This window comes from Lysobacter luteus, from assembly GCF_907164845.1.
Lineage (GTDB): Bacteria > Pseudomonadota > Gammaproteobacteria > Xanthomonadales > Xanthomonadaceae > Novilysobacter > Novilysobacter luteus.
On the sequence record NZ_OU015430.1, the window covers coordinates 838,260 to 860,696 of the forward strand.

The 22,437-nt window shown below is 63.3% G+C and carries 27 protein-coding genes; 4 read left to right on the top strand and 23 right to left on the bottom strand.

Annotated features, from left to right (window positions below):
• Positions 1 to 4: 4 nt before the first annotated feature.
• From KOD61_RS03890 to KOD61_RS03910, 5 genes are read right to left on the bottom strand one after another with little or no spacing between them, the layout of a single operon-like run.
• Entirely contained in the window at positions 5 to 943 is a 939-nt protein-coding gene (locus KOD61_RS03890; RefSeq protein WP_215219746.1) for a DUF72 domain-containing protein, read from the bottom strand.
• A gap of 42 nt (positions 944 to 985) precedes the next feature.
• Positions 986 to 2,746, bottom strand: a complete 1,761-nt coding sequence (locus tag KOD61_RS03895; protein WP_215219747.1) for a dipeptidyl-peptidase 3 family protein — start codon at positions 2,744 to 2,746, stop codon at positions 986 to 988.
• A 59-nt stretch (positions 2,747 to 2,805) separates the two neighbouring features.
• A complete protein-coding gene (locus tag KOD61_RS03900) occupies positions 2,806 to 3,198 on the bottom strand; it encodes a response regulator transcription factor (protein ID WP_215219748.1) in 393 nt (130 codons plus the stop codon).
• 13 nt (positions 3,199 to 3,211) lie between these two features.
• Positions 3,212 to 3,652 (bottom strand): response regulator, encoded by a 441-nt coding sequence (locus tag KOD61_RS03905; RefSeq protein WP_215219749.1) that lies wholly within the window; start codon positions 3,650 to 3,652, stop codon positions 3,212 to 3,214.
• Positions 3,649 to 5,415, bottom strand: coding sequence for a sensor histidine kinase (locus KOD61_RS03910; RefSeq protein WP_215220276.1), 1,767 nt, complete (start codon positions 5,413 to 5,415; stop codon positions 3,649 to 3,651). Before KOD61_RS03910 ends, KOD61_RS03905 begins: the two co-directional genes overlap by 4 nt.
• A 174-nt stretch (positions 5,416 to 5,589) precedes the next feature.
• Between KOD61_RS03910 and KOD61_RS03915 the strand changes: the two genes are divergently transcribed.
• The 3 genes from KOD61_RS03915 to KOD61_RS03925 are packed head-to-tail and all read left to right on the top strand — an operon-like array spanning position 5,590 to position 7,619.
• Positions 5,590 to 6,156, top strand: a complete 567-nt coding sequence (locus KOD61_RS03915) for a YqgE/AlgH family protein (protein ID WP_215219750.1) — start codon at positions 5,590 to 5,592, stop codon at positions 6,154 to 6,156.
• A complete protein-coding gene (gene ruvX / locus KOD61_RS03920) occupies positions 6,153 to 6,671 on the top strand; it encodes a Holliday junction resolvase RuvX (protein WP_215219751.1) in 519 nt (172 codons plus the stop codon). Before KOD61_RS03915 ends, ruvX begins: the two co-directional genes overlap by 4 nt.
• 9 nt (positions 6,672 to 6,680) lie before the next feature.
• The gene (locus KOD61_RS03925; RefSeq protein WP_215219752.1) at positions 6,681 to 7,619 is read left to right on the top strand and encodes an aspartate carbamoyltransferase catalytic subunit; all 939 of its coding nucleotides are present in this window, start codon (positions 6,681 to 6,683) and stop codon (positions 7,617 to 7,619) included.
• A gap of 19 nt (positions 7,620 to 7,638) precedes the next feature.
• Here KOD61_RS03925 and KOD61_RS03930 read toward each other — a convergent pair whose 3' ends face one another.
• The 17 genes from KOD61_RS03930 to KOD61_RS04010 all read right to left on the bottom strand — a co-directional run bounded on the left by KOD61_RS03930 (position 7,639) and on the right by KOD61_RS04010 (position 19,845).
• Positions 7,639 to 8,496 carry a DNA ligase gene (locus KOD61_RS03930; RefSeq protein ID WP_251370651.1) on the bottom strand — a complete coding sequence of 286 codons (858 nt, stop codon included), beginning with the start codon at positions 8,494 to 8,496 and terminating at the stop codon, positions 7,639 to 7,641.
• 193 nt (positions 8,497 to 8,689) lie between these two features.
• Positions 8,690 to 9,121: a hypothetical protein gene (locus KOD61_RS03935; protein WP_215219753.1), complete on the bottom strand. Its 432-nt coding sequence runs from the start codon at positions 9,119 to 9,121 to the stop codon at positions 8,690 to 8,692.
• 256 nt (positions 9,122 to 9,377) lie between these two features.
• Complete coding sequence (locus tag KOD61_RS03940; RefSeq protein ID WP_215219754.1) at positions 9,378 to 9,779, bottom strand: energy transducer TonB; 402 nt, start codon at positions 9,777 to 9,779, stop codon at positions 9,378 to 9,380.
• Positions 9,780 to 9,986: 207 nt separating this feature from the next.
• Positions 9,987 to 10,373, bottom strand: coding sequence for a VOC family protein (locus KOD61_RS03945; protein ID WP_215219755.1), 387 nt, complete (start codon positions 10,371 to 10,373; stop codon positions 9,987 to 9,989).
• Positions 10,374 to 10,876: 503 nt separating this feature from the next.
• A complete protein-coding gene (locus tag KOD61_RS03950; RefSeq protein ID WP_215219756.1) occupies positions 10,877 to 11,248 on the bottom strand; it encodes a hypothetical protein in 372 nt (123 codons plus the stop codon).
• Between the two features lie 111 nt (positions 11,249 to 11,359).
• Complete coding sequence (locus KOD61_RS03955) at positions 11,360 to 11,668, bottom strand: hypothetical protein (RefSeq protein WP_215219757.1); 309 nt, start codon at positions 11,666 to 11,668, stop codon at positions 11,360 to 11,362.
• 143 nt (positions 11,669 to 11,811) lie between these two features.
• A complete protein-coding gene (locus tag KOD61_RS03960) occupies positions 11,812 to 12,183 on the bottom strand; it encodes an energy transducer TonB (protein WP_215219758.1) in 372 nt (123 codons plus the stop codon).
• 1,476 nt (positions 12,184 to 13,659) lie between these two features.
• Positions 13,660 to 14,004, bottom strand: coding sequence for a GFA family protein (locus KOD61_RS03965; RefSeq protein WP_215219759.1), 345 nt, complete (start codon positions 14,002 to 14,004; stop codon positions 13,660 to 13,662).
• 145 nt (positions 14,005 to 14,149) lie between these two features.
• Complete coding sequence (locus KOD61_RS03970; protein WP_215219760.1) at positions 14,150 to 14,518, bottom strand: hypothetical protein; 369 nt, start codon at positions 14,516 to 14,518, stop codon at positions 14,150 to 14,152.
• Positions 14,519 to 14,579: 61 nt separating this feature from the next.
• The gene (locus KOD61_RS03975) at positions 14,580 to 15,341 is read right to left on the bottom strand and encodes a DUF4145 domain-containing protein (RefSeq protein WP_215219761.1); all 762 of its coding nucleotides are present in this window, start codon (positions 15,339 to 15,341) and stop codon (positions 14,580 to 14,582) included.
• A gap of 580 nt (positions 15,342 to 15,921) precedes the next feature.
• The gene (locus KOD61_RS03980) at positions 15,922 to 16,425 is read right to left on the bottom strand and encodes a hypothetical protein (protein WP_215219762.1); all 504 of its coding nucleotides are present in this window, start codon (positions 16,423 to 16,425) and stop codon (positions 15,922 to 15,924) included.
• A gap of 117 nt (positions 16,426 to 16,542) precedes the next feature.
• Positions 16,543 to 16,929, bottom strand: coding sequence for a VOC family protein (locus tag KOD61_RS03985; protein ID WP_215219763.1), 387 nt, complete (start codon positions 16,927 to 16,929; stop codon positions 16,543 to 16,545).
• 101 nt (positions 16,930 to 17,030) lie between these two features.
• Positions 17,031 to 17,501: a hypothetical protein gene (locus tag KOD61_RS03990; protein ID WP_215219764.1), complete on the bottom strand. Its 471-nt coding sequence runs from the start codon at positions 17,499 to 17,501 to the stop codon at positions 17,031 to 17,033.
• Positions 17,502 to 17,558: 57 nt separating this feature from the next.
• The gene (locus KOD61_RS03995) at positions 17,559 to 17,930 is read right to left on the bottom strand and encodes a hypothetical protein (protein ID WP_215219765.1); all 372 of its coding nucleotides are present in this window, start codon (positions 17,928 to 17,930) and stop codon (positions 17,559 to 17,561) included.
• Between the two features lie 111 nt (positions 17,931 to 18,041).
• Positions 18,042 to 18,485: a DUF4279 domain-containing protein gene (locus KOD61_RS04000; RefSeq protein WP_215219766.1), complete on the bottom strand. Its 444-nt coding sequence runs from the start codon at positions 18,483 to 18,485 to the stop codon at positions 18,042 to 18,044.
• A 473-nt stretch (positions 18,486 to 18,958) separates the two neighbouring features.
• Positions 18,959 to 19,273, bottom strand: a complete 315-nt coding sequence (locus KOD61_RS04005; RefSeq protein WP_215219767.1) for a hypothetical protein — start codon at positions 19,271 to 19,273, stop codon at positions 18,959 to 18,961.
• Between the two features lie 164 nt (positions 19,274 to 19,437).
• Positions 19,438 to 19,845 (bottom strand): hypothetical protein, encoded by a 408-nt coding sequence (locus tag KOD61_RS04010; RefSeq protein WP_215219768.1) that lies wholly within the window; start codon positions 19,843 to 19,845, stop codon positions 19,438 to 19,440.
• A 177-nt stretch (positions 19,846 to 20,022) separates the two neighbouring features.
• Here KOD61_RS04010 and KOD61_RS04015 point away from each other — a divergent pair, with 177 nt between their 5' ends.
• The gene (locus tag KOD61_RS04015; RefSeq protein WP_215219769.1) at positions 20,023 to 21,024 is read left to right on the top strand and encodes an integron integrase; all 1,002 of its coding nucleotides are present in this window, start codon (positions 20,023 to 20,025) and stop codon (positions 21,022 to 21,024) included.
• Positions 21,025 to 21,051: 27 nt separating this feature from the next.
• Here KOD61_RS04015 and mgtE read toward each other — a convergent pair whose 3' ends face one another.
• Positions 21,052 to 22,413 (bottom strand): magnesium transporter, encoded by a 1,362-nt coding sequence (gene mgtE, locus KOD61_RS04020; protein ID WP_215219770.1) that lies wholly within the window; start codon positions 22,411 to 22,413, stop codon positions 21,052 to 21,054.
• Between the last annotated feature and the right edge of the window lie 24 nt (positions 22,414 to 22,437).

A 22,437-nucleotide genomic window follows, 5' to 3' on the forward strand; every position in this document is an offset into this window, starting at 1 on the left:
GCGGCTACACCGCCGGCCACGACGACCGCGCGGTTTCGCCCGCCCCGGTGGATTGACCGCGTGGCGGGCACGGGGCTGGCAGCCCGAGCATCCTCATGAGCGTCTGCGCGTCGAACGGCGCGTGGACCTTCACGTCGTTGTCGAAGTAGCAAAAGACGTCGCGCCGTGCCCGCTTCGCCGCGGGGCCGCCGACCCGCTCGGCGTCAGGCGCTTCGCCGCCGCCCGACCAGTGCCGGATCCGCCCCGCCCATCGCGACAGCGCGTCGTCGGAGTACCCGCTGACGTAGAGCTCGGCGTCGCCATGCAGGCGCAGGTAGAGGAAGTCGGCGGTGACATCCTCCAGGTACGGCCACCGGCCCGCCGTGTCGGCCACCACAAGTGCCGTGCGGTGGCGCAGTAGCAGCTGGACGAAGCGCCGGTCCAGGAAGCTGTCGTGGCGGACCTCGAGCGCGTGACGTAGCGGCCGGTTGCGGTCGATGGCCAGCGCGCTGCGCCCACGCATCAGCGCGACGTCGCGCCGACGTGCCAGCGACAGTGCGGCGTCGGTGTCGCGGGGCAGGGCGGAAAGGAACGCGTCGATCAGCGCCTCGTCGAACTTCAGCGTGGGCGGCAGTTGCCACAGCATCGGCCCGAGTTTGCCGCCGAGCCGGAGCACCCCCGAGGCAAGGAAGTTCGCCAGCGGCCGCTCGACGTCGCGCAGCCGCTTCAGGTGGGTGATGTAGCGTGGTCCCTTGACCGCGAACACGAAGTCGTCGGGCGTGGCGTCGTGCCACGTCGTGTAGCTGTCAGGTGACTGCAGCGAATAGAACGAACCGTTGATCTCGATTGTCGGGAAGCAGCCGGCCGCGTATTCCAGCTCGCGCCGCTGCACGAGGCGGGGCGGGTAGAACTCGCCCCGCCACGGCGCATAGCGCCAGCCCGAGATGCCGATGCGGATCGTCATCCCGGAAGCGTCGCCCAGGGCCGGTGTCGACCCCGTGGAGGGTCAGCCCTCCCCGGCGTACTGCGACAGCCCCAGCTGTTCCAGGCCTTGTTCGAAGCGCACGTCGATAGGGATGCCGGCGGCGTCCAGCCGGGCCAGGTCGGCTTCCAGTTCCGGCTTGACCACGCCCATGGTGTCGGTCATGCGCTTGGCCTCGGCGTAGTCGCCGTCACCCTGCACGGTGAGCAGTTTGGCGCTGAGTTCGTTCATCGCCGTGCGCATCCGGTCCAGGTCCACCCGGTACCGCCCGGTAGCCTCGTCGCGTGTGAACGCACCGGCGTCGGCGAAGTAATTGAAGCGCAGCATGTTGGCCTTGCCGTGCGCGTCGCTGGCACCGAAGCGGACCGAGCGCAGGATGCCGGCAAGGAAGGTCACGTAGCTGTCCATGAGCCGGTCGTCGGTCGCCGTGGCGACATCGGGTTCGCCGGCCTCGCCGCCGTCCAGCTCGCCCTGCCGGCCGAGCGCGTCGACCATGTACAGCCCCAGGATGTCGGCCTTGCCTTCCTCGAAGCTCGACGCGTACTCCTTCAGCGCATCGCCCACGGTGCCCTTGCCGTCCAGGGTGTTCTTGATCCCGAGCCCGTGCGCGACTTCGTGGAACATGGTGTTGCCGAAGAACGCATCGAAGGTGACGTGCTCGACCTGGTCCTCGGCGATCAGCAAGTCGGCGATCGGCACCAGGATGCGGTCGAACTTGGCCTGCATGACGTTTTCCAGCTGCAGGCGCCGGGTGCCCTTGGCCAGCTGCACCACTTCGTCATTGGGCAGGTTGATGGCGATGGTCTTGCCGCCGACGTTGGCGCTGCCGCCGTAGTACACCGCCTGGTACGCACCCAGGTCCGCGTCGGAACCGGGTACCTCGGCCTTGTAGGCGTCGTCCACCGGCAGGCCCTGCTGCAGTGCCGGCAGGAACGCGGCAAACCGCGCCAGCCGCTCGCTCCAGGCCTGGTCCTTGACCAGCACCAGGCCCTCGTACGCCGCCTTGTAACCGAACAGCTGATCCTCGTAGGTCTCGATCGGACCGATCACGATGTCGACCGGGTTGGTCTTCATTTCCATCCACGCCATGTCGCTGGGACGGAAGTCGTCGGTGAGCAGCGCGTCGGCACGCATCCTCAGGTAGTCGGCAAAACTCTTGTCGGCGCTCAGGTCGGCGGCCTCGCGGAGCAGGGCGGCCGCGCGCTCGAGGTCGTCGCGGTAGGCCTCGTGGTAAGGCACCGTGACCAGCTGGCCGTCCTTGCGGCGCAGCAGGGTGTAGTTGGAGGTCTTGTCGGGGAGCTTGGCGGACTCGAACGCGGCCTTGCTCATGTCCACCGGGTAGAACGTGCCCCCCGGCGGCCGCGGTTCGATGCCTTCGATGAAGGGCGTGTCCTCGTTGAGCCGGTCCCACGGACCGAAGTTGATGAGGACCAGCTCCCGGGTCGCCTCGTCCGGGGCGCGCTCGAGCAGCGCATCGCGCTCGCCGTCCCAGGACTGGCGCCACCACAGGTCGTCCATCACCTGCGAGGCCTGGACGAGCTTGGCGATCATCTGCTTGCCACGCGCATCGAATGCAGACAGGTCGGCCTCGAGCGGAACCACGGCGTAGTCACCCACATGTTCGCGGGCATAGGCTCCGGGACGGGCGGCGGCCTTGTCCGCAGTGTCGGCGGTCGCGTCGGCGGGCGCCGTGGCCGGCGGCTGGCAGCCGGACACCATCGCGGCCGTGCAGGCCAACAGGAGGGCGTGCAGGCAGGGGTGAGCGTGCAGGCGGGTCCAGGACATCGCGGTTCCTCGGCAGGCGTCGGGCGGAAGCCATCCTACGCCAGCGAACCCGAACGGGATCAGACCGTGCTGGGCGCCCTGGCGTGCTGCAGCACGGTCCGGATGATGGTTGGCATCTTCTCGAGGGCGTCCTTGCAGATATAGGCATCGGCGCCAGCCATCAGCGTGGCTTCGGCGGCCAGCGAGTCGACCGGGGCGCCCGAACAGAACACGAAGGGCACGCCTGGCGCGCACGCACGCACGTAACGCAGGGCTTCGAGCCCGTCGAACCCGGGCAGGCCGAGGTCGGACACGACCAGGTCATGGCCACCGTCGGCCAGTGCAGCCTTCAGGGCCGCCTCCCGGTCCACGCGCACCCACGACGCCTCGATGCCCGCGTCCGCCAGATCGAGCGCAAGCAGTTCGGCATCGTCGGCGGAATCCTCGACCAGCAGGATCTTCAGTGCACGCACGGCTGGCACCTCGTCACTCGGCGGGTGCTTCGTTGAACACGGCCCAGAACTGGCCCAGCGTCTTGACCGCGGTGAAGAACTGGTCGACGTCGACCGGCTTGACCACGTAGGCGTTGACGCCCAGGTCCCAGCTGCGGGCGAGGTCGCTCTCTTCGCTGGAGGAGGTGAGCATGACGACCGGCACGCGCTTGAGCGAATCGTCGTCGCGCATGCGCTGCAGCACTTCCAGGCCATCCATGCGCGGCATCTTGATGTCCAGCAGCAGCACCGCCGGGTTGCCTTCCGGGCGGTCCGCCCACGGGCCGCGGCGCATCAGGTAGTCCATCGCCTCGACGCCGTCTTCGACGTGGACCACGGGGTTGACCAGGTTGGCCTCGCGCAGCGCGTCGAGCGCCATTTCGGCATCGGCCGGGCTGTCTTCGGCCAGAAGGATGGTGCGGATGGGGGTGCTCATTCAGTGGGCCCTGTCTTCTGGTTGGGGTCGAGGCTGGCGGGAAGCGTGAAGTGGAAGGTGGCGCCGGCGTCGGGCTCGGCTTCGGCCCACACTTTGCCACCATGGCGCACCAATACGCGGCGGACGCTGGCCAGGCCGATGCCGGTGCCGGGGTACTCCGACGCCTTGTGCATGCGCTGGAAAACGCCGAACAGCTTGCCCGCGTACTGCATGTCGAAGCCGGCGCCATTATCGCGGACGCTGAAGTGGTGGCTGCCATCGGCCATTCGCTCGTGGCCGACCTCTATAAGCGCCTGCTCGCGCGCTCCGGTGTACTTGACCGCGTTCCCGAGCAGGTTCAGCCAGACCTGGCGCAGCATATTCTCGTCGCCGACCAGGATCGGCAGCGGTGCGATCCGCCACTCGATGCGGCGCCCCGGGGTGTCGGCTTCGGCGTTGGCGTCGAGGATCGCGCGGGTCTCGGCGACCATCGATTGCATGTCCACCGCTTGCAGCCGCATCGCGCTGCGCCCGAGACGCGAGTACACCAGCAGGTCGTCGATGAGGGTCGACATACGGCGCGCCGAATTGCCGATCACGTCGATGTAGTGGCGGGCCTTGTCGTCGGCGCTATCGCCCAGGTGTCGACCGAGTTTGTCGGCGAACCCGGCGACATGCCGCAGCGGCGCGCGAAGATCGTGCGACACGGAATAGCTGAAAGCCTCCAGCTCGCGGTTGACGTCGGAGACCTGTGCCACCTTGCCTTCCAACTGCTGGTTTAGCTCGCGGATACGGTTCTCGGTGGCCTTGGCGGCGGTCACGTCGCTGATGGTGAGGAGCACGACCCGGTCTTCGCGGTCCGGCAGCGGCATCCGCCGAGCGTTGATCAGCATCACCCGTTCGCTGCCGTCGCTGGTGGTCTGGTGGTGCTCGTAGTCCCACAGCTCACGTCCGCGCACCAGCACGTCGTTGAGGCGCTGGCGCAGCGCGTCGTCGCGCCACGCACCATCACCGGTATCCGCCAGCTCACGGCCATCCAGCGCCTCTTCCCCGGGCTGTTTCGGCGCCCCGTACAGCTCGGCAAACGCGGGGTTGTGCATCACCACCCGCTGGTGGTGGTCGACCAGTACGATCGGTTCACGCACCGTGTGCAGGATCGCCATGGCGCGTGAATTGGCGCGACGCGATTCGCGCTCGCTCTCCATCCGTTGCACCGAATGGCGCCGCGCAAGCCAGCCGACCAGTGCGAACAGCAGCAGTTGTGCCGCCACGGTCGCCCAGATCAAGCCCAGTGCCTGGCGCCGCAGCCGGTCGGCATGCGCCAACCGTACTCTCAGCAATCGCGATTCCTCGGCCAGGATGCTGTCGACCAGGGGGCGCACCGGGTAGCGCACGACGATCTCGCCGGCCGCCACCGGCAGCGCACCGTCGGAGGACGCCACTTCGTCGATGAACGCCGCGCGCCGTGCCAGCAGGCCCTTGAGCTCGCCGACGCGCAACTGCTGGTCGGCGTGCCCGCGTGTAAGTTCGGCCAGGGATTCCACACCCTCGGGGATCCTGCGGCCGCTGTCGGCCAGGCGGGTCTGGATCAGCGGGGTGTCGAAGCCCGCCACCAGTGCGAGCACAGCGGCTTCGTTGTCACGGATGTCATAGGCCAGTGCATGCAGCGTGGCTTCGACGCGGCCCGTTTGTTCCACCTCGCGCGCAGCCTCGACGCCTTCCTTCAACACGGAGGAGAGGAACACGAACGGCAGCACCACGATAGCGATGACCGCAACCACCATGGCCGGCAACTGCCAACGTTCCCGCTTGTCGATGTGGGTATCCGGCACGGCCCCTGCCTCTCCGGGCCCGTGCGGCCGCGGATGGTTGCGATCGGCGATGATCGCCCGTCCCCGGGCCCGTCGCAACCGCCGCGTCCACGGGCCCGTACGCACGCCGCGGGCTAGAATGCGCGCATGAAGCCCACTCCCACCCCGCTGGCCAACCAGCTGCTGATCGCATTGCCCTCGCTGGCGGAGACCAACTTCTCGCGCAGCGTCGCGCTGATCTGTCAGCACGACGAGGACGGCGCGATGGGCATCGTGGTCAACCGGCCTTCGGAGTACACCCTGGGCGAGGTTCTCGGCCAGATGGGCGTGGAGGGCGGCAGCGACGCGATGAAGGCGCAGATCGTGCTCGCCGGCGGCCCGGTCCACCCCGAGCGCGGGTTCGTGCTGCACGACGGCGGCATGCAGTGGGATTCCACCCTGGCCATCACCGACTCGCTGTTCCTGACCACCTCGCGGGAGATCCTCGAGGCGATGGTGAGCGGTGAAGGGCCGGCGCACGCGATCGTCGCTCTGGGTTGCGCGGGCTGGGGATCCGGCCAGCTGGAGCAGGAGCTGACCGAGAACGACTGGCTGACCGCGCCGGCCGATGCCGAGCTGTTGTTCGACCTGCCGCTGGACGCGCGCTGGCAAGCCGCCGCCGGTCGCATCGGGGTCGACTTCGCCCACCTGGCCGACTATTCCGGCCACGCATGAGCGCGGCGGGAACCAGCACGTCCACGCTCCGCCGCGACGGTACGGTGCTCGGCTTCGACGTCGGCTCGCGCCGCATCGGTGTCGCGGTCGGCAGCGCATTCGGCCACGGCGCACGCGCACTGGCGGTGGTTGACGTGCACGGCCACGGCCCCGACTGGGTGGTGCTCGACCGCCTCCTCAAGGAGTGGCGACCCGACGGCCTGGTGGTCGGCGATCCGCTGACGCTCGACGATGGCGACCAGCCGGCGCGCGTGCGCGCCCACGGGTTCGCACGCGGCCTGCAGCGCCGCTACCGGTTGCCCGTGGTGCTGGTCGACGAGCGCTCTAGCTCGATCGAAGCCGCGCAACGGTTTGCCGCCGACCGCGCCAGCGGCCGCAAGCGCCGGCGCGACGCCGAGGCGCTCGACGCCGTGGCCGCGGCGGTCATCGTCGAGCGCTGGCTCGCGGCCCCCGACAACGCGGTCGACATTGCCGACCTCCCCGCGGCGACGCCGCCTCCCGCATCCGCTCCCTGAGTCCGCCGCATGACCCCTCCCGCCGTACCGTCGTCGCCGCTCCGGCACTTGCTGACGCTGGAAGGCATGCCGCGCGAACAGCTGCTCGCGCTGCTGGACCGCGCCCAGCACCATGCCGACGGCCACGACGATCGGCAGGCACTGGCCGGCACGGCGGTCTGCACGCTGTTCTTCGAACCGTCGACGCGGACCCGCCTGAGTTTCCAGCTGGCGGCGCAACGCCTTGGCGCCGACGTGCTGAACTTCGACGTGTCCACCTCGTCCACCCGCAAGGGCGAGACCGCGCGCGACACCCTCCGGACGATCGAGGCGATGGGCGTGCGCGGCTTCGTGATCCGGCACCAGGACGACGGTGCCGTTGCCGCCCTGGCAGATGCCGCCGCGCCGGGTACCGCGCTGGTCAACGCCGGTGACGGTCGCAGCGCGCACCCGACCCAGGGACTGCTCGACATGCTGACGCTACGCCAGGCCAAGGGCGGCGACTTCAGCCGGCTGAAGGTTCTGATTGTCGGCGACGTCAGGCACTCCCGCGTCGCCCGCTCCGACCTGCACGCGCTGCAGGCACTCGGCACCGGCGGGATCCGCGTCTGCGGCCCCCGGTCACTGCTCCCCGACGACGCCACCCTCGCCGGTTGCACCGTGAGCCACGATCTCGACGCCGCGCTCGACGGCGTGGACGCGGTGATGATGCTGCGCCTGCAACGCGAGCGGATGGACGAAGGCCTGGTCACATCGCTCGACGAGTACCACCGCGACTACGGCCTTGATGCTGCCCGCCTGAAACGCGCTGCGCCCGACGCGGTGGTCATGCACCCCGGTCCGATCAACCGCGGCATCGAGATCACCGACGAAGTCGCCGATGGTCCCCAATCGCTGGTGCTGCAGCAGGTCCGCAACGGGGTGGCTGCACGGATGGCGGTGCTCGAGACGTTGCTGCGCGGCGACTAGCACCACGTAACCGGCGCCATCACCGCGGGTCGGCGGGTGGCATTGTGTGCCGGATCCGGACGAAACGTGCGAATCGCGGTACCCCGTTGGATGTCAGGCCGTTATGGCGATACGTCACCCAAGCGCCCAGCGGCGGTGGATCGGTGCGCTGCGCATCGGTGAAACCGCTGCCGAGTCGAAAGCGCAGCCCGTCCGCACGCTCCACCACCAGTGCGCCGAGCATCCCGGTGTACTTGCCGGTGCCTACCGTGTGCCCGACCACCCGCGCCTCCGCATCCTCATACGGCTTGTACTTGAGCAGCCAGTCGCTGCGACCCGCGCCGTAGTGTGCATCGCGGTGGTGCAGCATCAATCCCTCGCCACCGGTGGCGACCAGGGCCTTGAGCCGCGCATCCAGCGTCGCCGGATCTGCCACGCGGAACTGCACAACCGGCCGCAGCCAAGCGGCAGGGTGCCCAGCCAGCAAGGACCGCATCGCGCGTACGCGGGCATCAAAGCGTCCGCCATGTGCGGGCAGGGCGAACACCATGAATCGCATCGCGCGCCACGCAGGGTCGTCCGGTCCGCCCGTGCGTATCGTTGTGCTGGCTTGCTCGAACCGGCCGCGGCCAAGCCACAGTTCGCCGTCCATCGCGATGGTGGGCCAGCCCTTGGTAAACCAGCCGGGCGCGGGGATCAGGTGGCCGCCACGCGTCCACAGTTGCTGGCCGTCCCAGTGCCCGCGGACACCATCGAGCTTCTCGCTTACCCAGTACTCGCTTACGTCAACCCCGGCCTTGTAGCCGGTGGCGAGCATCAGTGGCGGAGGGGAGGGTGGGCTGGCCGGTGCAACCGCGAAGGCCAGGCACAGCAACAGCAGGCAGATCGTACGGATCATGTCGGTCTCGTCCTTGAGTCGATAGGGCAGCCGCCGTCCTGGCGGGTGTGGCGCGAAAGCGTAACAGCCCCGGACGACTTCGATCGACGATCCTGATTGTGGATCGGCGCGCGGCGCACACTCGCCACTAATCAGATGGCTTTGGTGTAACGAAGCAAGTTCGGCTTGAGCGAATTGTCAGGCTGCACCCGAATTACAAGCGCGCCCAGACCTGTCGAAGCCCGACGAGATGGACAACGCCAAAAGACAGGCAGATGGCCGAGCTCCAGAACCAAAACGTAGTGCTGTTGCCCGGAAAGTACGCCATGAGCGGAGTGAAGGCCACCCCGCGTAACAAGTAGACGCCAGTGATAGCGCACAGCGCCAGGCGAGTAAGCGGGAGCTTGCGGATGACTCCCGCGCCAGACAATGCGTAGAGCGACCAAACCAGCAACATGACCGTAATGACCAGGGTCGCGACAGTGCGGTACCAATGTCCGGCCAGGTCCATTTGCGCCATTTGCTCGCCGGCACCGAGAAAGCGATACCAAGGCGCACCGAAAACAATGCACCCAAGGTGCAGCACGGCAGCAAGCGCGCTGAGCGCGGCGCCGGCGATGAGGAACTTGTTGCGAGTTCTGTCCATAACTCTCCTGTGCAGCCTAACGCCTGAATCGAGCCGACCCGCCAGTGTTGCGTGTGAACTCGGAGCTGCCGAAGAGCTTGGGCAGTTCGCCGCGAAATAGGCGGGTGAGGATATAGCGCTCACCCAGCACGGAGTGGGCAACGCCCAAGAGCACAATGAGAATTGCGGCGAGCTGCAGCATCCTTCCCCAACCCCCCCCCCGACGCCTGAGTTAAGCCGAGCCGCGAAGGCGTCGGCCTGGCGAATTGTTGGACGGCTATCGAACGTCAAAGTCGAACGACTGCCGAACGGTCGCTTCTACAGGGACTCCGTCCTTCAGTGCGGGCTGATAAACCCACTTCTGCACCGCGATGATCGCGTGGTTGGCATAGCGCTCGTCCGTAGTGCTGTCAATGCGGAAGTCTCGAGGGCGTCCATCGGTACCGATGGTGTAGACAATGACCGAAGTCCCTGTTTTAGCAGAGAGAAGCTGGGAGATAGGATAGATCGGCGCCTTGCCGTTCAGAAGCTTGGGCGGCGTGTCCCATTCGGGGCTTTCCGGACCCACGATGCGGCTCGCGTCCATGCTCGTATTGGCCCGGGTACCCGGCGGGCCATTGCTGGTCGCGCATGCCGCTACCGCAGCGGTGCCGAGCAGTACAAATAATCTCCAGGCCATGCTTATCTCCATTGCTCTCTAACACCTGAATTAAGGGGAGCCGCGAAGCGGCGTCGGCTTGGACGAACTGTTAGCTGCGTAGCGCGGACACTTGCATAGCCGCTGCCGGGAGAACGTACTTAGAGCTTAGCGGAGCCACCTTGACCGGATAGGGTCCCTCCAAAGGAACCCAGGTGTGAACGAAGCAAGTTCGGCTTGAACGAATTGTTAGGTCGCGCTCTCGCGGACCTGGAAGATATTGCCTTCGGGGTCACAGGCATTGCGAACCACGAACCCGGGACCTTGCCATTGCTCTGGAAGGACCTGCCCGCCCAAAGCTTGCGCTGATTCTTGAGCGCCGGAAAGGCTAGGTATGGTGCAGAAGAACTTGATAGCGGCACTGTCACGCAGCTGCGGCGGGCTTGCGATTACAACCTGCGAGGCAACTTGCGGAGGCATGGCGTGAACAATGAGCTGTAAATCTGGCGAGCGGAGCACAATCATCTGGTCAGTACGATGAGCGGCCACCATGCCGAGAACAGACTGGTAGAAGCCAGAAAGGCGATCGGGGTCTTTGGCGTAGATGAAGATGCCGGCGCGAGCTGGTGCGGACACGATGACTCCAAGCAATGAAATTAACCTGCAGCGAAGCCTCTTGTCGGCATAACGCCTGAGTTAAGCCGACTTGCGTAGTGGAGCCAAAGCCATGGCAAGCTTTTTGGTCATGGCTTTGGTGTAACGAAGTAAGTTCGGCTTGAACGAATTGTTAGGCCCCGGGTGTGTTGCGTGACGCTTGGGCCTGAGCTTTGCTGCAAATGGATTGTAGCTCCCGCGCGAACTTGAACTGCCGAAAAATCCGGTGCGCGTGCAGGGTGAGAAGGCCACCAAACGCAGCGCCAACTAGAACCGGATAGTGCAGGAGCCAGCCGGCTACTGCCATGACGAGTGGCAGAAAGAGCTCCACGAACCATGTTGGGAAGCGAACCTTTGCCTCGGGAGGCATGGCGGCAAAGAGGGAGGCGACTCGAAGTTCTTCTGGGGTCAGCTGCATAGTCTTTTACGGGGCCTAACACCTGAGTTAAGCCGCGCCGCGAAGCGGCGTCGGCTTGGACGAATTGTTAGGCGCTTGAGCCGTGATCTTGCGCCAGCAGCTTTTCCAGCATTGGCCGAGTGTACGCCGCCTCGGGATCTAGCTCAGCCGGGTCCGAGGCGCTTTTCCACTCACCCGCATCAAATGCCAGATAGATCTCGTTGCACGGTTCGGCCAAGTACGCTGTGCCGGCCTTGAAGGAGTAAGGCCACAGCCAGTTCATTGCGGTGTCCGCGACTTCAAAGGTGAGCTCCTCGGCCATGTAGCTCTTGGCGATGAGCACTGCCAGTTCGTTGCACATGCGCTCGACCGACCAGCCACGTGCGGCCCGCTCCTCCTCGAGAGCTGGTTCTCGCAGCGTGCCGGGCGTTTCGAATAGCGAGAGCAAGGAATGTTTCACCAAGCGCCTAACGCCTGAGTTAAGCCGAACCGCGTAGTGGAGCCAAAGGCATGGCAAGCTTTTCCTGCTATGCCTTTGGTGTAACGAAGTGGTTTCGGCTTGAACGAATTGTTAGGCCTCTCGGCCCGAGTGCCTTCTGCGGAGCCAAATGGCGAGCGCGGCATAAACGACGAACGATGCCCAGAAGAGCAACCAATACAGAAGAACCAAGGACGACAAGGCCACGCCGAGCGCAATGCCCGAGAACGATACCAGCGTCAGATTTGTGCGCGTAGGCTCAAGCCCCCCAATGAACATCTTGCTGCCAAGCAAAGGCGAGTTTTTCAGTGCGGGCACAAGCCACGCGGCGATCAGCCCGAAGCCGCCCCACGCGACAAATACGCAAGCGCAAACCAAGCCGAAGCTGGTCACAAATTCCATCGACGTGTCTCCGTGAGGCCTAACGCCTGAGTTGAGCCGACTTGCGTAGTGGAGCCAAAGTCATGGCAAGCTTTCCCTGCCATAGCTTTGGTGTAACGAAGCAAGTTCGGCTTGAACGAATTGTTAGACCTGCCAGCCGCGGGCTATGAGTCACCAAAGATGATCTCCACTGGTGTTTGGTTGCGGCATGTCTGCGCCTGGGGCGCGAATTGCCACTGCGCGACAGCCTCAAGGATTGCCTCAATGTAGCCGACGGGCTGGCCGGACGAGCGTCCGGCGGGGTGCCACTCGGCGGAAACAATGGTTGGGGATTGCACGCTGCCATTGATGTCGACGAGGTACGAGACAACAGCTTTTCCCTCGAACTCGTTGTGTAGGCGAGGCGGAAGCTTCGGGGCGACCTTGTGAATCGGCGAGAGATGGTCTTTACAAGCCGGGACAACACCCTGACCGGAAACGGCAACCGCTGAATAACAAACAAGAGCTAGCGCGATCAGGATGCGAGGTAATTTCATGGCAGGTCTAACGCCTGAATTAAGCCGAGCCGCGAAGCGGCTTCGGCTTGAATGAATTGTTAGGGCGCACCCTGCGCAGTACCAAATACGAAAGGGCAGCGGTGGCCGGAAATGCAAACGCGTGCCACATAGGGTACGCCGCTAGCCACCCGGCCAGCTCGGACCACGACCCAGTTGCAATGGACGGAATCAACAGCCACCCAAAGGTTACCGGCACAACGGCAATGGTTGCCGGACCCATCGTGGGCGTTACGAGCGGGGACGAGACAACCACGACCAGCGTGGTCCAAGCAGTGCGACCCAAACCCCGGGTGAGGCAAGCCACCGCAAACGTGACGCCTACCGCGATGGCGAGGAAGGGTAAGAAGAGAGCCGCGGCTACGATGAAAATCATGTGCGCCCTAACACCTGAGTTAAGCCGCGCCGCGAAGCGGCGTCGGCTTGGACGAGTTGTTAGAGCGCAGCCTGCTATGGAGCGAGCGACAGGCTTTCGAGCACCGATAGCCTTTGTTGAAGCGTTGATGCATCGGATGCAGGCACAAAAACATGTACGACCTTGGCAGGATTGCTGTCCAAGCTAAGCAGCGACTGCCATGAGGTTGGCTGCAAGGCCGTCCGATACCAGTTTACAGACCGCTCTCCAATCCGTCCGGTAGCCACCTGCTCGGAGGCTTTGGGCTCAAACTTAAAGGCCGGCGCTACGAGGAACCCAAATGACAAGTGGTTCTGACCTGTGACCGCGTAGCAGCTGTACGACGACTCATCGAACCTGTGAAACTGCCATTGCAGCTCACTGGCATCTGGCAGTGCAGGACACGGAGTCTCTGCGGCGTGGGCTGCCGCTGCGTAGGGCGCGGCCAGGAGAATGAGCAAAGCCAAGCAAGATTTCATGTGCGCTCCTGCACGAATGCGATGGACGTGAGATGGGCCTTCGACTGCGCTCTAACACCGGAATTAAGCCGACCCACAGCGCGTGAGCCGGGAGTGGAACTGATGCCCCAGCAGCGACTATGCCTGCAAATGGGACGAAGTGGGTTCGGCTTGAATGACCTGTTAGGTGCAGCGCGACTACCAACCGAAGGTGATGGCGACGAGCAGTACAAGGGATCCACCCAAAACAAGAGTGGCGAATGCGTACGGCAGCGCTTTTGCTGCGGCCCCGGCAGCAGCACGATACTCGCCCCTATTGACCAGGGCAGCCCCTCGACAGGCGAAGCCCAGAACCCATGCGGCTCCAACACCTAACACCAGCGGTGCAGCTCCCGGCGAGCCGTCACCGTACACGGCGAAGATGGAGCTCAACCCACCAAAGCAAGATTGGCGACCGTTATGCCGATGACTGCCCAGGTAGCGGAGGTTTTCGACATGGCGCCTAACACCTAAGTTAAGCCGAGACGCGCAGTGGAGCGAAGCACATGGCAAGCTTTACCTGCCATGTGGTTTGCGGAACGAAGCGGCTTCGGCTTGAACGCATTGTTAGGCCTCAGCCAGTGGTGGAAACTCAGGATGACGGGGCAAGGTATCCGCGAACTCCGCCCAAGCGAGGTGTTTGGAGTGCCAGTAGTGGAACTGGGGAGTGATTGTGTCCGGCTGGTCCATGCTACCAATGGTGAGGTCGATCAGGCCGGGGATATACGCTGCGGAGAACGAAATCGGTGTGCCGCAGGTCTCACAGAAGCCCCGCTGCGCCTGCTCTGAGGATGCATAGAGCTTGGGGTGGGCGCCTGTGAAGTTGACCTGTTGCTCCTGGAACATGGCCCAGGCGACAGCAGGGGCCGCATTGGCCCGTCTGCACATGGAGCAATGGCAGATTGCGGTCATGACTGGTGCGCCAGTGACGCGATACCGAACAGCGCCGCACTGACAGCCACCTTCGAGTTTTGTTTCCGACATACGTGGTGGTTCCCGTGAGGCCTAACGCCTGAGTCAAGTTCGGCTTGAACGAATTGTTAGACGTGCTGGCCGCTCACTTTGCGCGCAGACGCCATGCATAGAACAGGAAGAACAACCCCAAGGCTAACCCTGTGGCAAGGCCGTACAAGCCTACCTCTATCAGTTCCGGGAAGCCTAGTGCGTACGCCAGTAGGGCAAAAGCGCTTGCGAACGCAAAGAGCGACCATTCGACCCAGGGCAGGCGGGTGCGGAGAAACAACGCCGGAACTGCTACGGAACAGAACCACATCACCGCAATCACGTAGCAAACAGCGCCGGCGATCCAAGCGCCACCCACAAGGCCGCGCTCAATGCTCGCAGCAGCAAACAACAGCGCGACCATTGCAATAAAGAACCAGTTGTCTTTGAGCCAGTTCCCGAGCGCCTTGGAAGTCATCTGCACGTCTAACGCCTGAGTTAAGCCGAGCCGCGAAGCGGCTTCGGCTTGAACGAATTGTTATGCGTCACCCTTTTGGCCCCTTCTTTTTGTTGATGAGCTTGGCAAGGGCTTTGGCCTTCTTTGCCTTCTGCGTATAGAGCTCTTGCAGAACGTGATCTATGAGCTCGTACGCATCCATTACGTCATCTATCGTGACAGCGCTATCTGCATGGCTGCCAGCATTCCCGAGCCACTTTATGGCCAGCAGAAGCTCTCCAAGCTCAGAGTACTTAGGCGGAAGAAGGCTAATGCGTGAGTGCAGGTTGAGGAATATCCGCTTACCGTTCTTGGTGTTAAAGCGCTTCACACCCAGTTCTGTCAGCAGAGCCTCAAGGGCGATACGAACATTGTTGGACGCAGCGGCAGGGCTGCTGAAGAACAGTCGGAAGGACTCTTGTAAGGGCGTAGAGACGGGAGCCGGGCATTCCTCAGGGAGGTCAATAAGTCGCAACGGCGGCTGAAAGTACTTGGGACGGAAAAAGTCACCCCAAGTCTGCTCCGGTTCGCCGTCGTCACCAATGACTACATCAATGTCAACTCCACCCGTGCCCGAGTTAGCAACAAACTCGCCACAGTTATCGTTACCGCACTGGAGAAGTCCAGAGTATGTGTATTCGATCCAGTCTGGGTCCCAGGCCTCGTGGCTGTGCGCATCCCTCGAATCTTTGCGCTCTTCGGCGTGGAACTTCCCTGGGACAAACCGAAGCAGACCCTTCCTGCAGCGCGGGCACAACCAGTCGGGCGTACTCTCTCGCGTAAAAGGGATTTTTAGAGCCCGACGATCCAAGGGAACCTCCTGTGACGCATAACGCCTGAGTTAAGCCGACTTGCGTAGTGGAGCCAAAGCCATGGCAAGGTTTTTCTGCCATGGCTTTGGTGGAACGAAGCGAGTTCGGCTTGAACGAATTGTTAGGTGCGACGGTACAGCACCACGTAATTGCGAGCAAAAGCCGGTTGCAAGACGAGGTTGCGCCAAGTGGTTGTAGTAGGAAATACACGTGCTATTGCAGCGTCCAAGGCACCGAACCCCGGCTGTTCCTCACTGACCGCAACTCGTTCCCCTGGGCCAAACGCGAACTCCAAGATAGCCTCATCGGTTGTAAGCCGATCAAGCTTGTACGCGGAGATTTCAAAGACGTCAGACCAAGCGATATTGACGCTTCCCACCGAGAAGCCAGCGCCATGCAACTCGATCGGTTGCGGTGGTGCTGGGGCTCGCCGCCTTAAAAAATATTTGAGCCTACGGAGTGTGTCCACGCGCACCTAACGCCCGAGTTAAGCCGACTTGCGTAGCGGAGGCAACAATATGGCAAGCTTTACCTGCCATGTTGTTGACGTAGCGAAGCAAGTTCGGCTTGAACGAATTGTTAGCTTGCAACCTGCTTCCGGAACTTCGCACACAATTCTGAGAACTGCTCGTACTCGGGCGTGCCGTAGAAGGTTGTATCACGCAGTCCCTCGAAGATTACAAGCGCCAACTGCACGGTAACAGACCGGAAGTTCGTTATATTTCCGAGTACGGCTTGAAGGGAGGAGATGACTGACGCAATATCCCCGGAGGCAAGCTGCGCCCCATATGTATCATTGAAATGGTGAACTATTCTGTTGCGGTCATTAACCAGCTGGGCCATGTGTTGGGCAAAACCCAGCGTGTCGGACGTAGTTGAATCTACAAAGTGCCCGACCAGTTGCCCGAGCATGCGTCTTTGTAGCTTCCCGTGGGTCTGGATCACCGATTGCAGGGTCGCCTCTTCGGTCGCCATGAATGGCACGATCACCTTCAAGTAGCCCTCTACATCTTGGCTGGCGAGCACGATGGCTCCGACGAGGCGCTGCAGGTTTTCATTGTCGGACTGGGAAATGGTTGCCATTGCAAGCTAACACCGGAATTAAGCCGACCCACAACGCGTGAGTCGGGAGTTGAACCGCAGCCCCAGCAGCGACTATGCCTGCAAATGGCACGAAGTGGGTTCGGCTTGAATGACCTGTTAGGCCGCAGCTTCCCGGATCTGAAAGATATTCCCTTCAGGGTCAAAAGCATTGCGAACTACGAAGCCGGGGCCTTTCCACTGCTCTGGAAGTACCTGCCCGCCTAAAGCTTGCGCTGATTCTTGGGCCCCCGAACGACTAGGGACGGTGCAGAAGAACTTGATGGCCGCATTGTCACGCACCTGTGGCGGGCTTGTGATTGCAACACGCGATGCAACTTGTGGCGGCATGGCGTGAACAATGAGCTGCAAATCTGGCGAGCGAAGCACGACCATCTGGCCAGTACGATGCGCGGCCGTCATGCCTAGAACGGACTCGTAGAAGGCGGAAAGGCGATCAGGGTCTTTGGCGTAGATGAAGATGCCGGCGCGAGCTGGTGCGGACACGGTGACTCCAAGCTAGAAGATCAAACTGCGGCGAAGGCTATTGTGCGGCCTAACACCTGAGTTAAGCCGCGCCGCGAAGCGGCGTCGGCTTGGACGAATTGTTAGCGCTCAGTCCGGAATCGGTACGTGAGCACGCTATGCGGGTTGATGATGAGGTAAACCAAGTCGGGCTGCAGGTGGGCCCCCTTGGTTTGTGCGATCTCGCCCCGCAGCACGATCGATGCTTCCAGCACGCACAGGCCGCGCTGGCCCGTGCGCTTGCACTCTTCGGCCTCGGCGGCCTCGAAGGCCGCAACGGAACTGTCCCGCTCCGGAACCTTGAACCCCAAGTCGAGCGTGCTCTGGCTGGAGCAGGACGGGTCAAGCACATACGAATAATGGCTTGAGTCCGTCTTGTAGACACCCGACACCGTTACAACCCGCCCGACGTACTGCTCGGGATTTTGCCGGATGCGGCAGATGCTTACGGCTGTCTCGGGTGCAATGGAGGTAGGGACGGAAGGTTGCCCGCCAGCGGCGACCGCCACGGAAAGAAGCACATTGCTGATTACGAGTGCCACGGTGCGTTCCATGAGCGCTAACACCTGAGTTAAGCCGCGCCGCGAAGCGGCGTCGGCTTGGACGAATTGTTAGGCGCTTGAGCCGTGATCTTGCGCCAGCAGCTTTTCCAGCATTGGCCGAGTGTACGCCGCCTCGGGATCTAGCTCAGCCGGGTCCGAGGCGCTTTTCCACTCACCCGCATCAAATGCCAGATAGATCTCGTTGCACGGTTCGGGCAAGTACGCTGTGCCGGCCTTGAAGGAGTAAGGCCACAGCCAGTTCATGGCGGTGTCCGCGACTTCAAAGGTGAGCTCCTCGGCCATGTAGCTCTTGGCGATGAGCACTGCCAGTTCGTTGCACATGCGCTCGACCGACCAGCCACGTGCGGCCCGCTCCTCCTCGAGAGCTGGTTCTCGCAGCGTGCCGGGCGTTTCGAATAGCGAGAGCAAGGAATGTTTCACCAAGCGCCTAACGCCTGAGTTAAGCCGACTTGCGTAGTGGAGCCAAACACATGGCAAGCTTTTTCTGCCATGTGTTTGGTGTAGCGAAGCAAGTTCGGCTTGAACGAATTGTTAGGCGCCACCGGCCGTACGGCCAGCAGCACCCTCTGCATACTCCTCTTCCTCGCCAAAGTAGATATCCCACCAGATCTCTAAGCCCAGGCGAGAGAGGTCGGTGAGCGCAAGATTGTCGAGGAAGGGACCGCCCTGTCCGGAGGAGACCCAATAGCAACAGACGTCAATGCCACAACCCGCCGTGCGGAGCTGCGCAAGCTGTTGCTCTTTGCCCTGTAGCAGCGAGATTACAGCTCGAACATGCTCAATTCCATCCACGGATTGCACGGAGCTGTCACTAGACCAGCCCCAATAGTGATTCTCGCGCTCATGCCGGTACTTTGAGCCTGAAGCGATGGCGCGAGTCCGGGTTGCTTGAATGCCAAGAATGCGACCGATCTCATCAGGGGGCATCGTCTTAGAGAAGATGCGCAGAGTGGAATAGGTTTCGAGGCAACTCATATGTCTCTCGGCAACGGAAATCTTCCTGTGACGCCTAACGCCTGAGTTAAGCCGACTTGCGTAGCGGAGCCGACAACATGGCAAGCTTTTCCTGCAATGTTGTTGGTGGAGCGAAGCAAGTTCGGCTTGAACGAATTGTTAGGCCGCACTACGGCACACATTCATTGTATCGACAACTGCCTGATCCACTATTGCAGCTATCGATCGATCCATAGATCAGCAAAAGTATCACGAAGGCGAAAGCGATCGATCCGCTAGATTTGGGGCGATTGGGCTGCTTTTCGTCCGGAAGAGTGAGCAAAGACTTACAGCTGCCACAGCGATACTCACCGGCCGTTTGTTGCGCAATTACGCGATTTTTTCGCCCGCAAGACGAGCATTCAACTTCTTTTTCCGGACCATTGGTCATATGCAATGCGGCCTAACACCTGAGTTAAGCCGCGCCGCGAAGCGGCGTCGGCTTGGACGAATTGTTAGCCGTTGACCGGGAACACATACACGCTGCCGTCTTCTACAGCAATGTTCTCGAGGTCGGCTTCCGAGGTTGGAGCGCCGGCCACCGGAATACGCACGGTTGCGCAATAGTTCTCGCGGTTCTCTAAGAACGCGACCACTTCTCCGGCCTCGTAGTCCGGATACGCGATGCACGACGCGATGGCTGAGCCCTCCTGGACCTTCTCCGACAGGCTGGCTTGAATAGCGCTAAGCAGCTCCGGAATTTGTTCGACCGAATCGTACGCAGCCACAGATACGTCGAGCCCGCCGTCTGGCAGGAGCAGAAGGCCCATAGGAAAAACCTCGGACCGCTCCGCAAGCATTCGATTGGCACGCCCAACGAGCTGAGCTACGAGCTCTTGGAATTGGTCTTCCGAGTTATCCACGTACTGTCTTCAACGGCTAACGCCTGAGTTAAGCCGAACCGCGTAGTGGAGGCAAAGGCATGGCAGGCTTTCTATGCCATGCCTTTGCCGGAACGAAGCGGTTTCGGCTTGAACGAATTGTTAGGCCTCAGCCGGGTGTGAAGCGCCGAGGCGAGCAAAGCGCCGAGCAACCACGCTGCAATGGCTTTGCCGCCATGTGTCAGAAGGCCAGACACCGCCAAGGAAACAAGTCCGGTCACTGCAAATGCCGCGAAGGCAAGAAGGGTCCTGGCGGCAAGCAGCCGAATTGCGAGGAAATGGATCAGCAATGCTACGAGTGTAGCGCCAATGCCAAAGACTACCGTCGCCTCCCAGAGCGCGAGAGGGAAGCCATGTGGCATGACGAAGGCATTGGTGAAGCCGAGCGCGTAGATAGACGCGAAATAAGTGAGTCCGCCCGAAACAACTCCGGCTGTGATGCTCTTAATGGACTGCTGCATAGTCTCTTCTGAGGCCTAACACTTAGTCGACCCCAAAAACGGGGCGGTAACGGATCGTCGCTGAGCCAAACGCGAGCGTCAACCGGATAAATCCTACGGCATATCAATGTCTTGCCCGCTTTCGCCCCTGCCTGGTCACGCCCATCGTTACCGGATACACGACGATGGTGGGGCGGTATGTCATATCACGGCAAAGATGCGGCGGTAACCGAGCGTCCCGGCAAGGAGCCGCGGCTGCTGGACCAGATACGGGCGCGGTGCCGGCTGCGGCACTACAGCATCAGGACCGAGCGTGCCTACGTGAGTTGGGCGCGCCGATTCATCCTTGCCAACGGCCGGCGCCATCCACGCGACATGGGCGTGGCGGAGGTGGAGGCGTTTTTGTCCACGCTGGCGACGCGGGACGACGTGGCGGCCAGCACGCAGAACCAGGCGCTGTCGGCGTTGCTGTTTCTGTACCGGGAGGTACTTGGTATGGAGCTGCCGTGGATGGAGTCGGTGGTGCGTGCCAAGCGCCCGCAGAAGGTGCCGGTGGTGCTTTCGCACGACGAGGTGGCGCGGTTGTTGGCGATGCTCGATGGGCAGCCTTGGCTGATGGCGGCGCTGCTTTATGGCGCAGGCATCCGGTTGATGGAGTGCGTGCGGCTGCGGGTGCAGGACGTCGATTTTGGCCGCCGCGAGATCCTGGTGCGGAACGGAAAGGGCGGGAAGGATCGCCGTGTGCCGTTGCCGCAGCGTCTGCACGAACGGCTCCGGGAGCAGGTCGACCGTGTCGGGTTGCACCACCAGGCCGACCTGCTCGCGGGGCGCGGGGAGGTGTATCTGCCGCATGCGCTGTCGCGCAAGTATCCCAACGCGGCGCGGGAGCTCGGGTGGCAGTACGTGTTTCCGTCACCGCGGCACTCGGTGGACCCGCGCAGCGGGGCCAGTCGCCGCCACCATCTCGACGAGGCAACCCTGCAGCGGGCGGTCAAGGCTGCCCGCGTGCGCGCCGGGATCCACAAGCCGGCGACCTGCCACACGCTGCGGCACTCCTTCGCCACCCACCTGCTCGAGGCGGGGCACGACATCCGGACGGTGCAGGAGCTGCTCGGCCACAAGGACGTGGCGACCACCCAGCTCTACACGCACGTGCTGGGACGCGGGGCGGGTGGCGTGCTCAGCCCGCTCGACCGGTAGCGCGCGTCCGCCGGGCCGCGGATGCGGCTAACGCAGCAGGATCAGCGTGGCCAGCCCGAGGAAGCCGAGGAAGCCCATCACGTCGGTGAGGGTGGTCAGCACCACGCCGCCGGCCAGGGCGGGGTCGAAGCCCAGCCGCTTGAGCGTCAGCGGCACGAGCACCCCGCCGGCGGCGGCCGTGAGCAGGTTGATGGTGAGCGCGGTGCCGATCACCAGCGACAGCATCGGGTCGCGGAACCACAGCAGCACGATCAGGCCCAGGCCTACGCCGAGCACCAGGCCGTTGATCAGGGCCACGCCGAGCTCCTTGCGCAACAGGATCTCGACGTTGGACCCGCCGATCTGGCCGAGGGCCAGGCCGCGGATCATCAGTGCCAGCACCTGGGTACCGGCGTTGCCGCCCATGCCGGCCACGATCGGCATCAGGATCGCCAGGGCGACGATCTCCTCGATCGCGGCCTCGAACCGGCCGATCACCCCGGCCGCGATGAAGGCGGTCCCCAGGTTGATGCCCAGCCACACCAGCCGGCGCCGGAAAGCGCGGCGCGCGGGGCTGAAGAGGTCCTCGTCCTCGTCCAGGCCGGCGGCGCTCAGGGCCTGGTGTTCGGCCTGCTCGCGGATGATGTCGACCACGTCGTCGACCGTGATGCGGCCAAGCAGCACGTGGTTGTCGTCCACCACGGGGGCGCTGAGCCAGTCGTGGTCGGAGAACTGCCGGGCAACCTCCGCCGCCGACTCGTCCACGTCGAACGCGGTCTGCTCGCTGTCGACCAGCTGGTTGATCGGGGTGCCGGCCTCGTGGGTCAGCAGCTGCGCCAGGCCGATGCGACCCAGGTACTGGTGCCGGCGGCTGACGACATACAGGTAGTCGGTGTGCTCGGGCAGCTCGCCGCGCAGGCGCAGGTAGCGCAGTACGACGTCGACGGTGGTGTCGGCGCGCACGGTCACCACGTCGGGGTTCATCAGGCGCCCGGCGGTGTCCTCGGGGTAGGACAGCACCTGCTCCAGCCGCTCGCGGTTGTCCCGGTCCATCGACTTGAGCACTTCGTCGATGACGGTGTCGGGCAGGTCCTCGACCAGATCGGCGAGGTCGTCGATGTCGAGGTCTTCGACCGCGGCGACGATCTCGTCGGGGTCCATGTCCGCCAGCAGGCTCTCGCGGACCTCGTCGCCGACGTGCACCAGCACCTCGCCGTCATCCTCGGGGTCCACCAGACCCCACACCACCACGCGCTTGCCGTGGGGCAGCGACTCCAGCAGGTTGCCGATCTCGGCCGGCGAAAGGGTGTTGACCAGCCGCTTGACCGGCCCCAGCCGCCCGCTGTCGAGCGCGTCGGAGAGCAGTCGCAGCTGGCGCGCGGTCTTGTCGTGGCGGACGGCCTCGGCCATGCGGACTCCGGGTCGGGTCGGGCG

Coding starts and splice junctions, on each gene's coding strand:
- KOD61_RS03890 (WP_215219746.1), bottom strand. CDS start 943: ATGACGATCCGCATCGGCATCTCGGGCTGGCGCTATGCGCCGTGGCGG.
- KOD61_RS03895 (WP_215219747.1), bottom strand. CDS start 2,746: ATGTCCTGGACCCGCCTGCACGCTCACCCCTGCCTGCACGCCCTCCTG.
- KOD61_RS03905 (WP_215219749.1), bottom strand. CDS start 3,652: ATGAGCACCCCCATCCGCACCATCCTTCTGGCCGAAGACAGCCCGGCC.
- KOD61_RS03910 (WP_215220276.1), bottom strand. CDS start 5,415: ATGGTGGTTGCGGTCATCGCTATCGTGGTGCTGCCGTTCGTGTTCCTC.
- KOD61_RS03915 (WP_215219750.1), top strand. CDS start 5,590: ATGAAGCCCACTCCCACCCCGCTGGCCAACCAGCTGCTGATCGCATTG.
- ruvX (WP_215219751.1), top strand. CDS start 6,153: ATGAGCGCGGCGGGAACCAGCACGTCCACGCTCCGCCGCGACGGTACG.
- KOD61_RS03925 (WP_215219752.1), top strand. CDS start 6,681: ATGACCCCTCCCGCCGTACCGTCGTCGCCGCTCCGGCACTTGCTGACG.
- KOD61_RS03930 (WP_251370651.1), bottom strand. CDS start 8,496: ATGATCCGTACGATCTGCCTGCTGTTGCTGTGCCTGGCCTTCGCGGTT.
- KOD61_RS03935 (WP_215219753.1), bottom strand. CDS start 9,121: ATGGACAGAACTCGCAACAAGTTCCTCATCGCCGGCGCCGCGCTCAGC.
- KOD61_RS03940 (WP_215219754.1), bottom strand. CDS start 9,779: ATGGCCTGGAGATTATTTGTACTGCTCGGCACCGCTGCGGTAGCGGCA.
- KOD61_RS03955 (WP_215219757.1), bottom strand. CDS start 11,668: ATGGAATTTGTGACCAGCTTCGGCTTGGTTTGCGCTTGCGTATTTGTC.
- KOD61_RS03960 (WP_215219758.1), bottom strand. CDS start 12,183: ATGAAATTACCTCGCATCCTGATCGCGCTAGCTCTTGTTTGTTATTCA.
- KOD61_RS03965 (WP_215219759.1), bottom strand. CDS start 14,004: ATGACCGCAATCTGCCATTGCTCCATGTGCAGACGGGCCAATGCGGCC.
- KOD61_RS03980 (WP_215219762.1), bottom strand. CDS start 16,425: ATGGCAACCATTTCCCAGTCCGACAATGAAAACCTGCAGCGCCTCGTC.
- KOD61_RS03990 (WP_215219764.1), bottom strand. CDS start 17,501: ATGGAACGCACCGTGGCACTCGTAATCAGCAATGTGCTTCTTTCCGTG.
- KOD61_RS04000 (WP_215219766.1), bottom strand. CDS start 18,485: ATGAGTTGCCTCGAAACCTATTCCACTCTGCGCATCTTCTCTAAGACG.
- KOD61_RS04005 (WP_215219767.1), bottom strand. CDS start 19,273: ATGGGCCTTCTGCTCCTGCCAGACGGCGGGCTCGACGTATCTGTGGCT.
- KOD61_RS04010 (WP_215219768.1), bottom strand. CDS start 19,845: ATGCAGCAGTCCATTAAGAGCATCACAGCCGGAGTTGTTTCGGGCGGA.
- KOD61_RS04015 (WP_215219769.1), top strand. CDS start 20,023: ATGTCATATCACGGCAAAGATGCGGCGGTAACCGAGCGTCCCGGCAAG.
- mgtE (WP_215219770.1), bottom strand. CDS start 22,413: ATGGCCGAGGCCGTCCGCCACGACAAGACCGCGCGCCAGCTGCGACTG.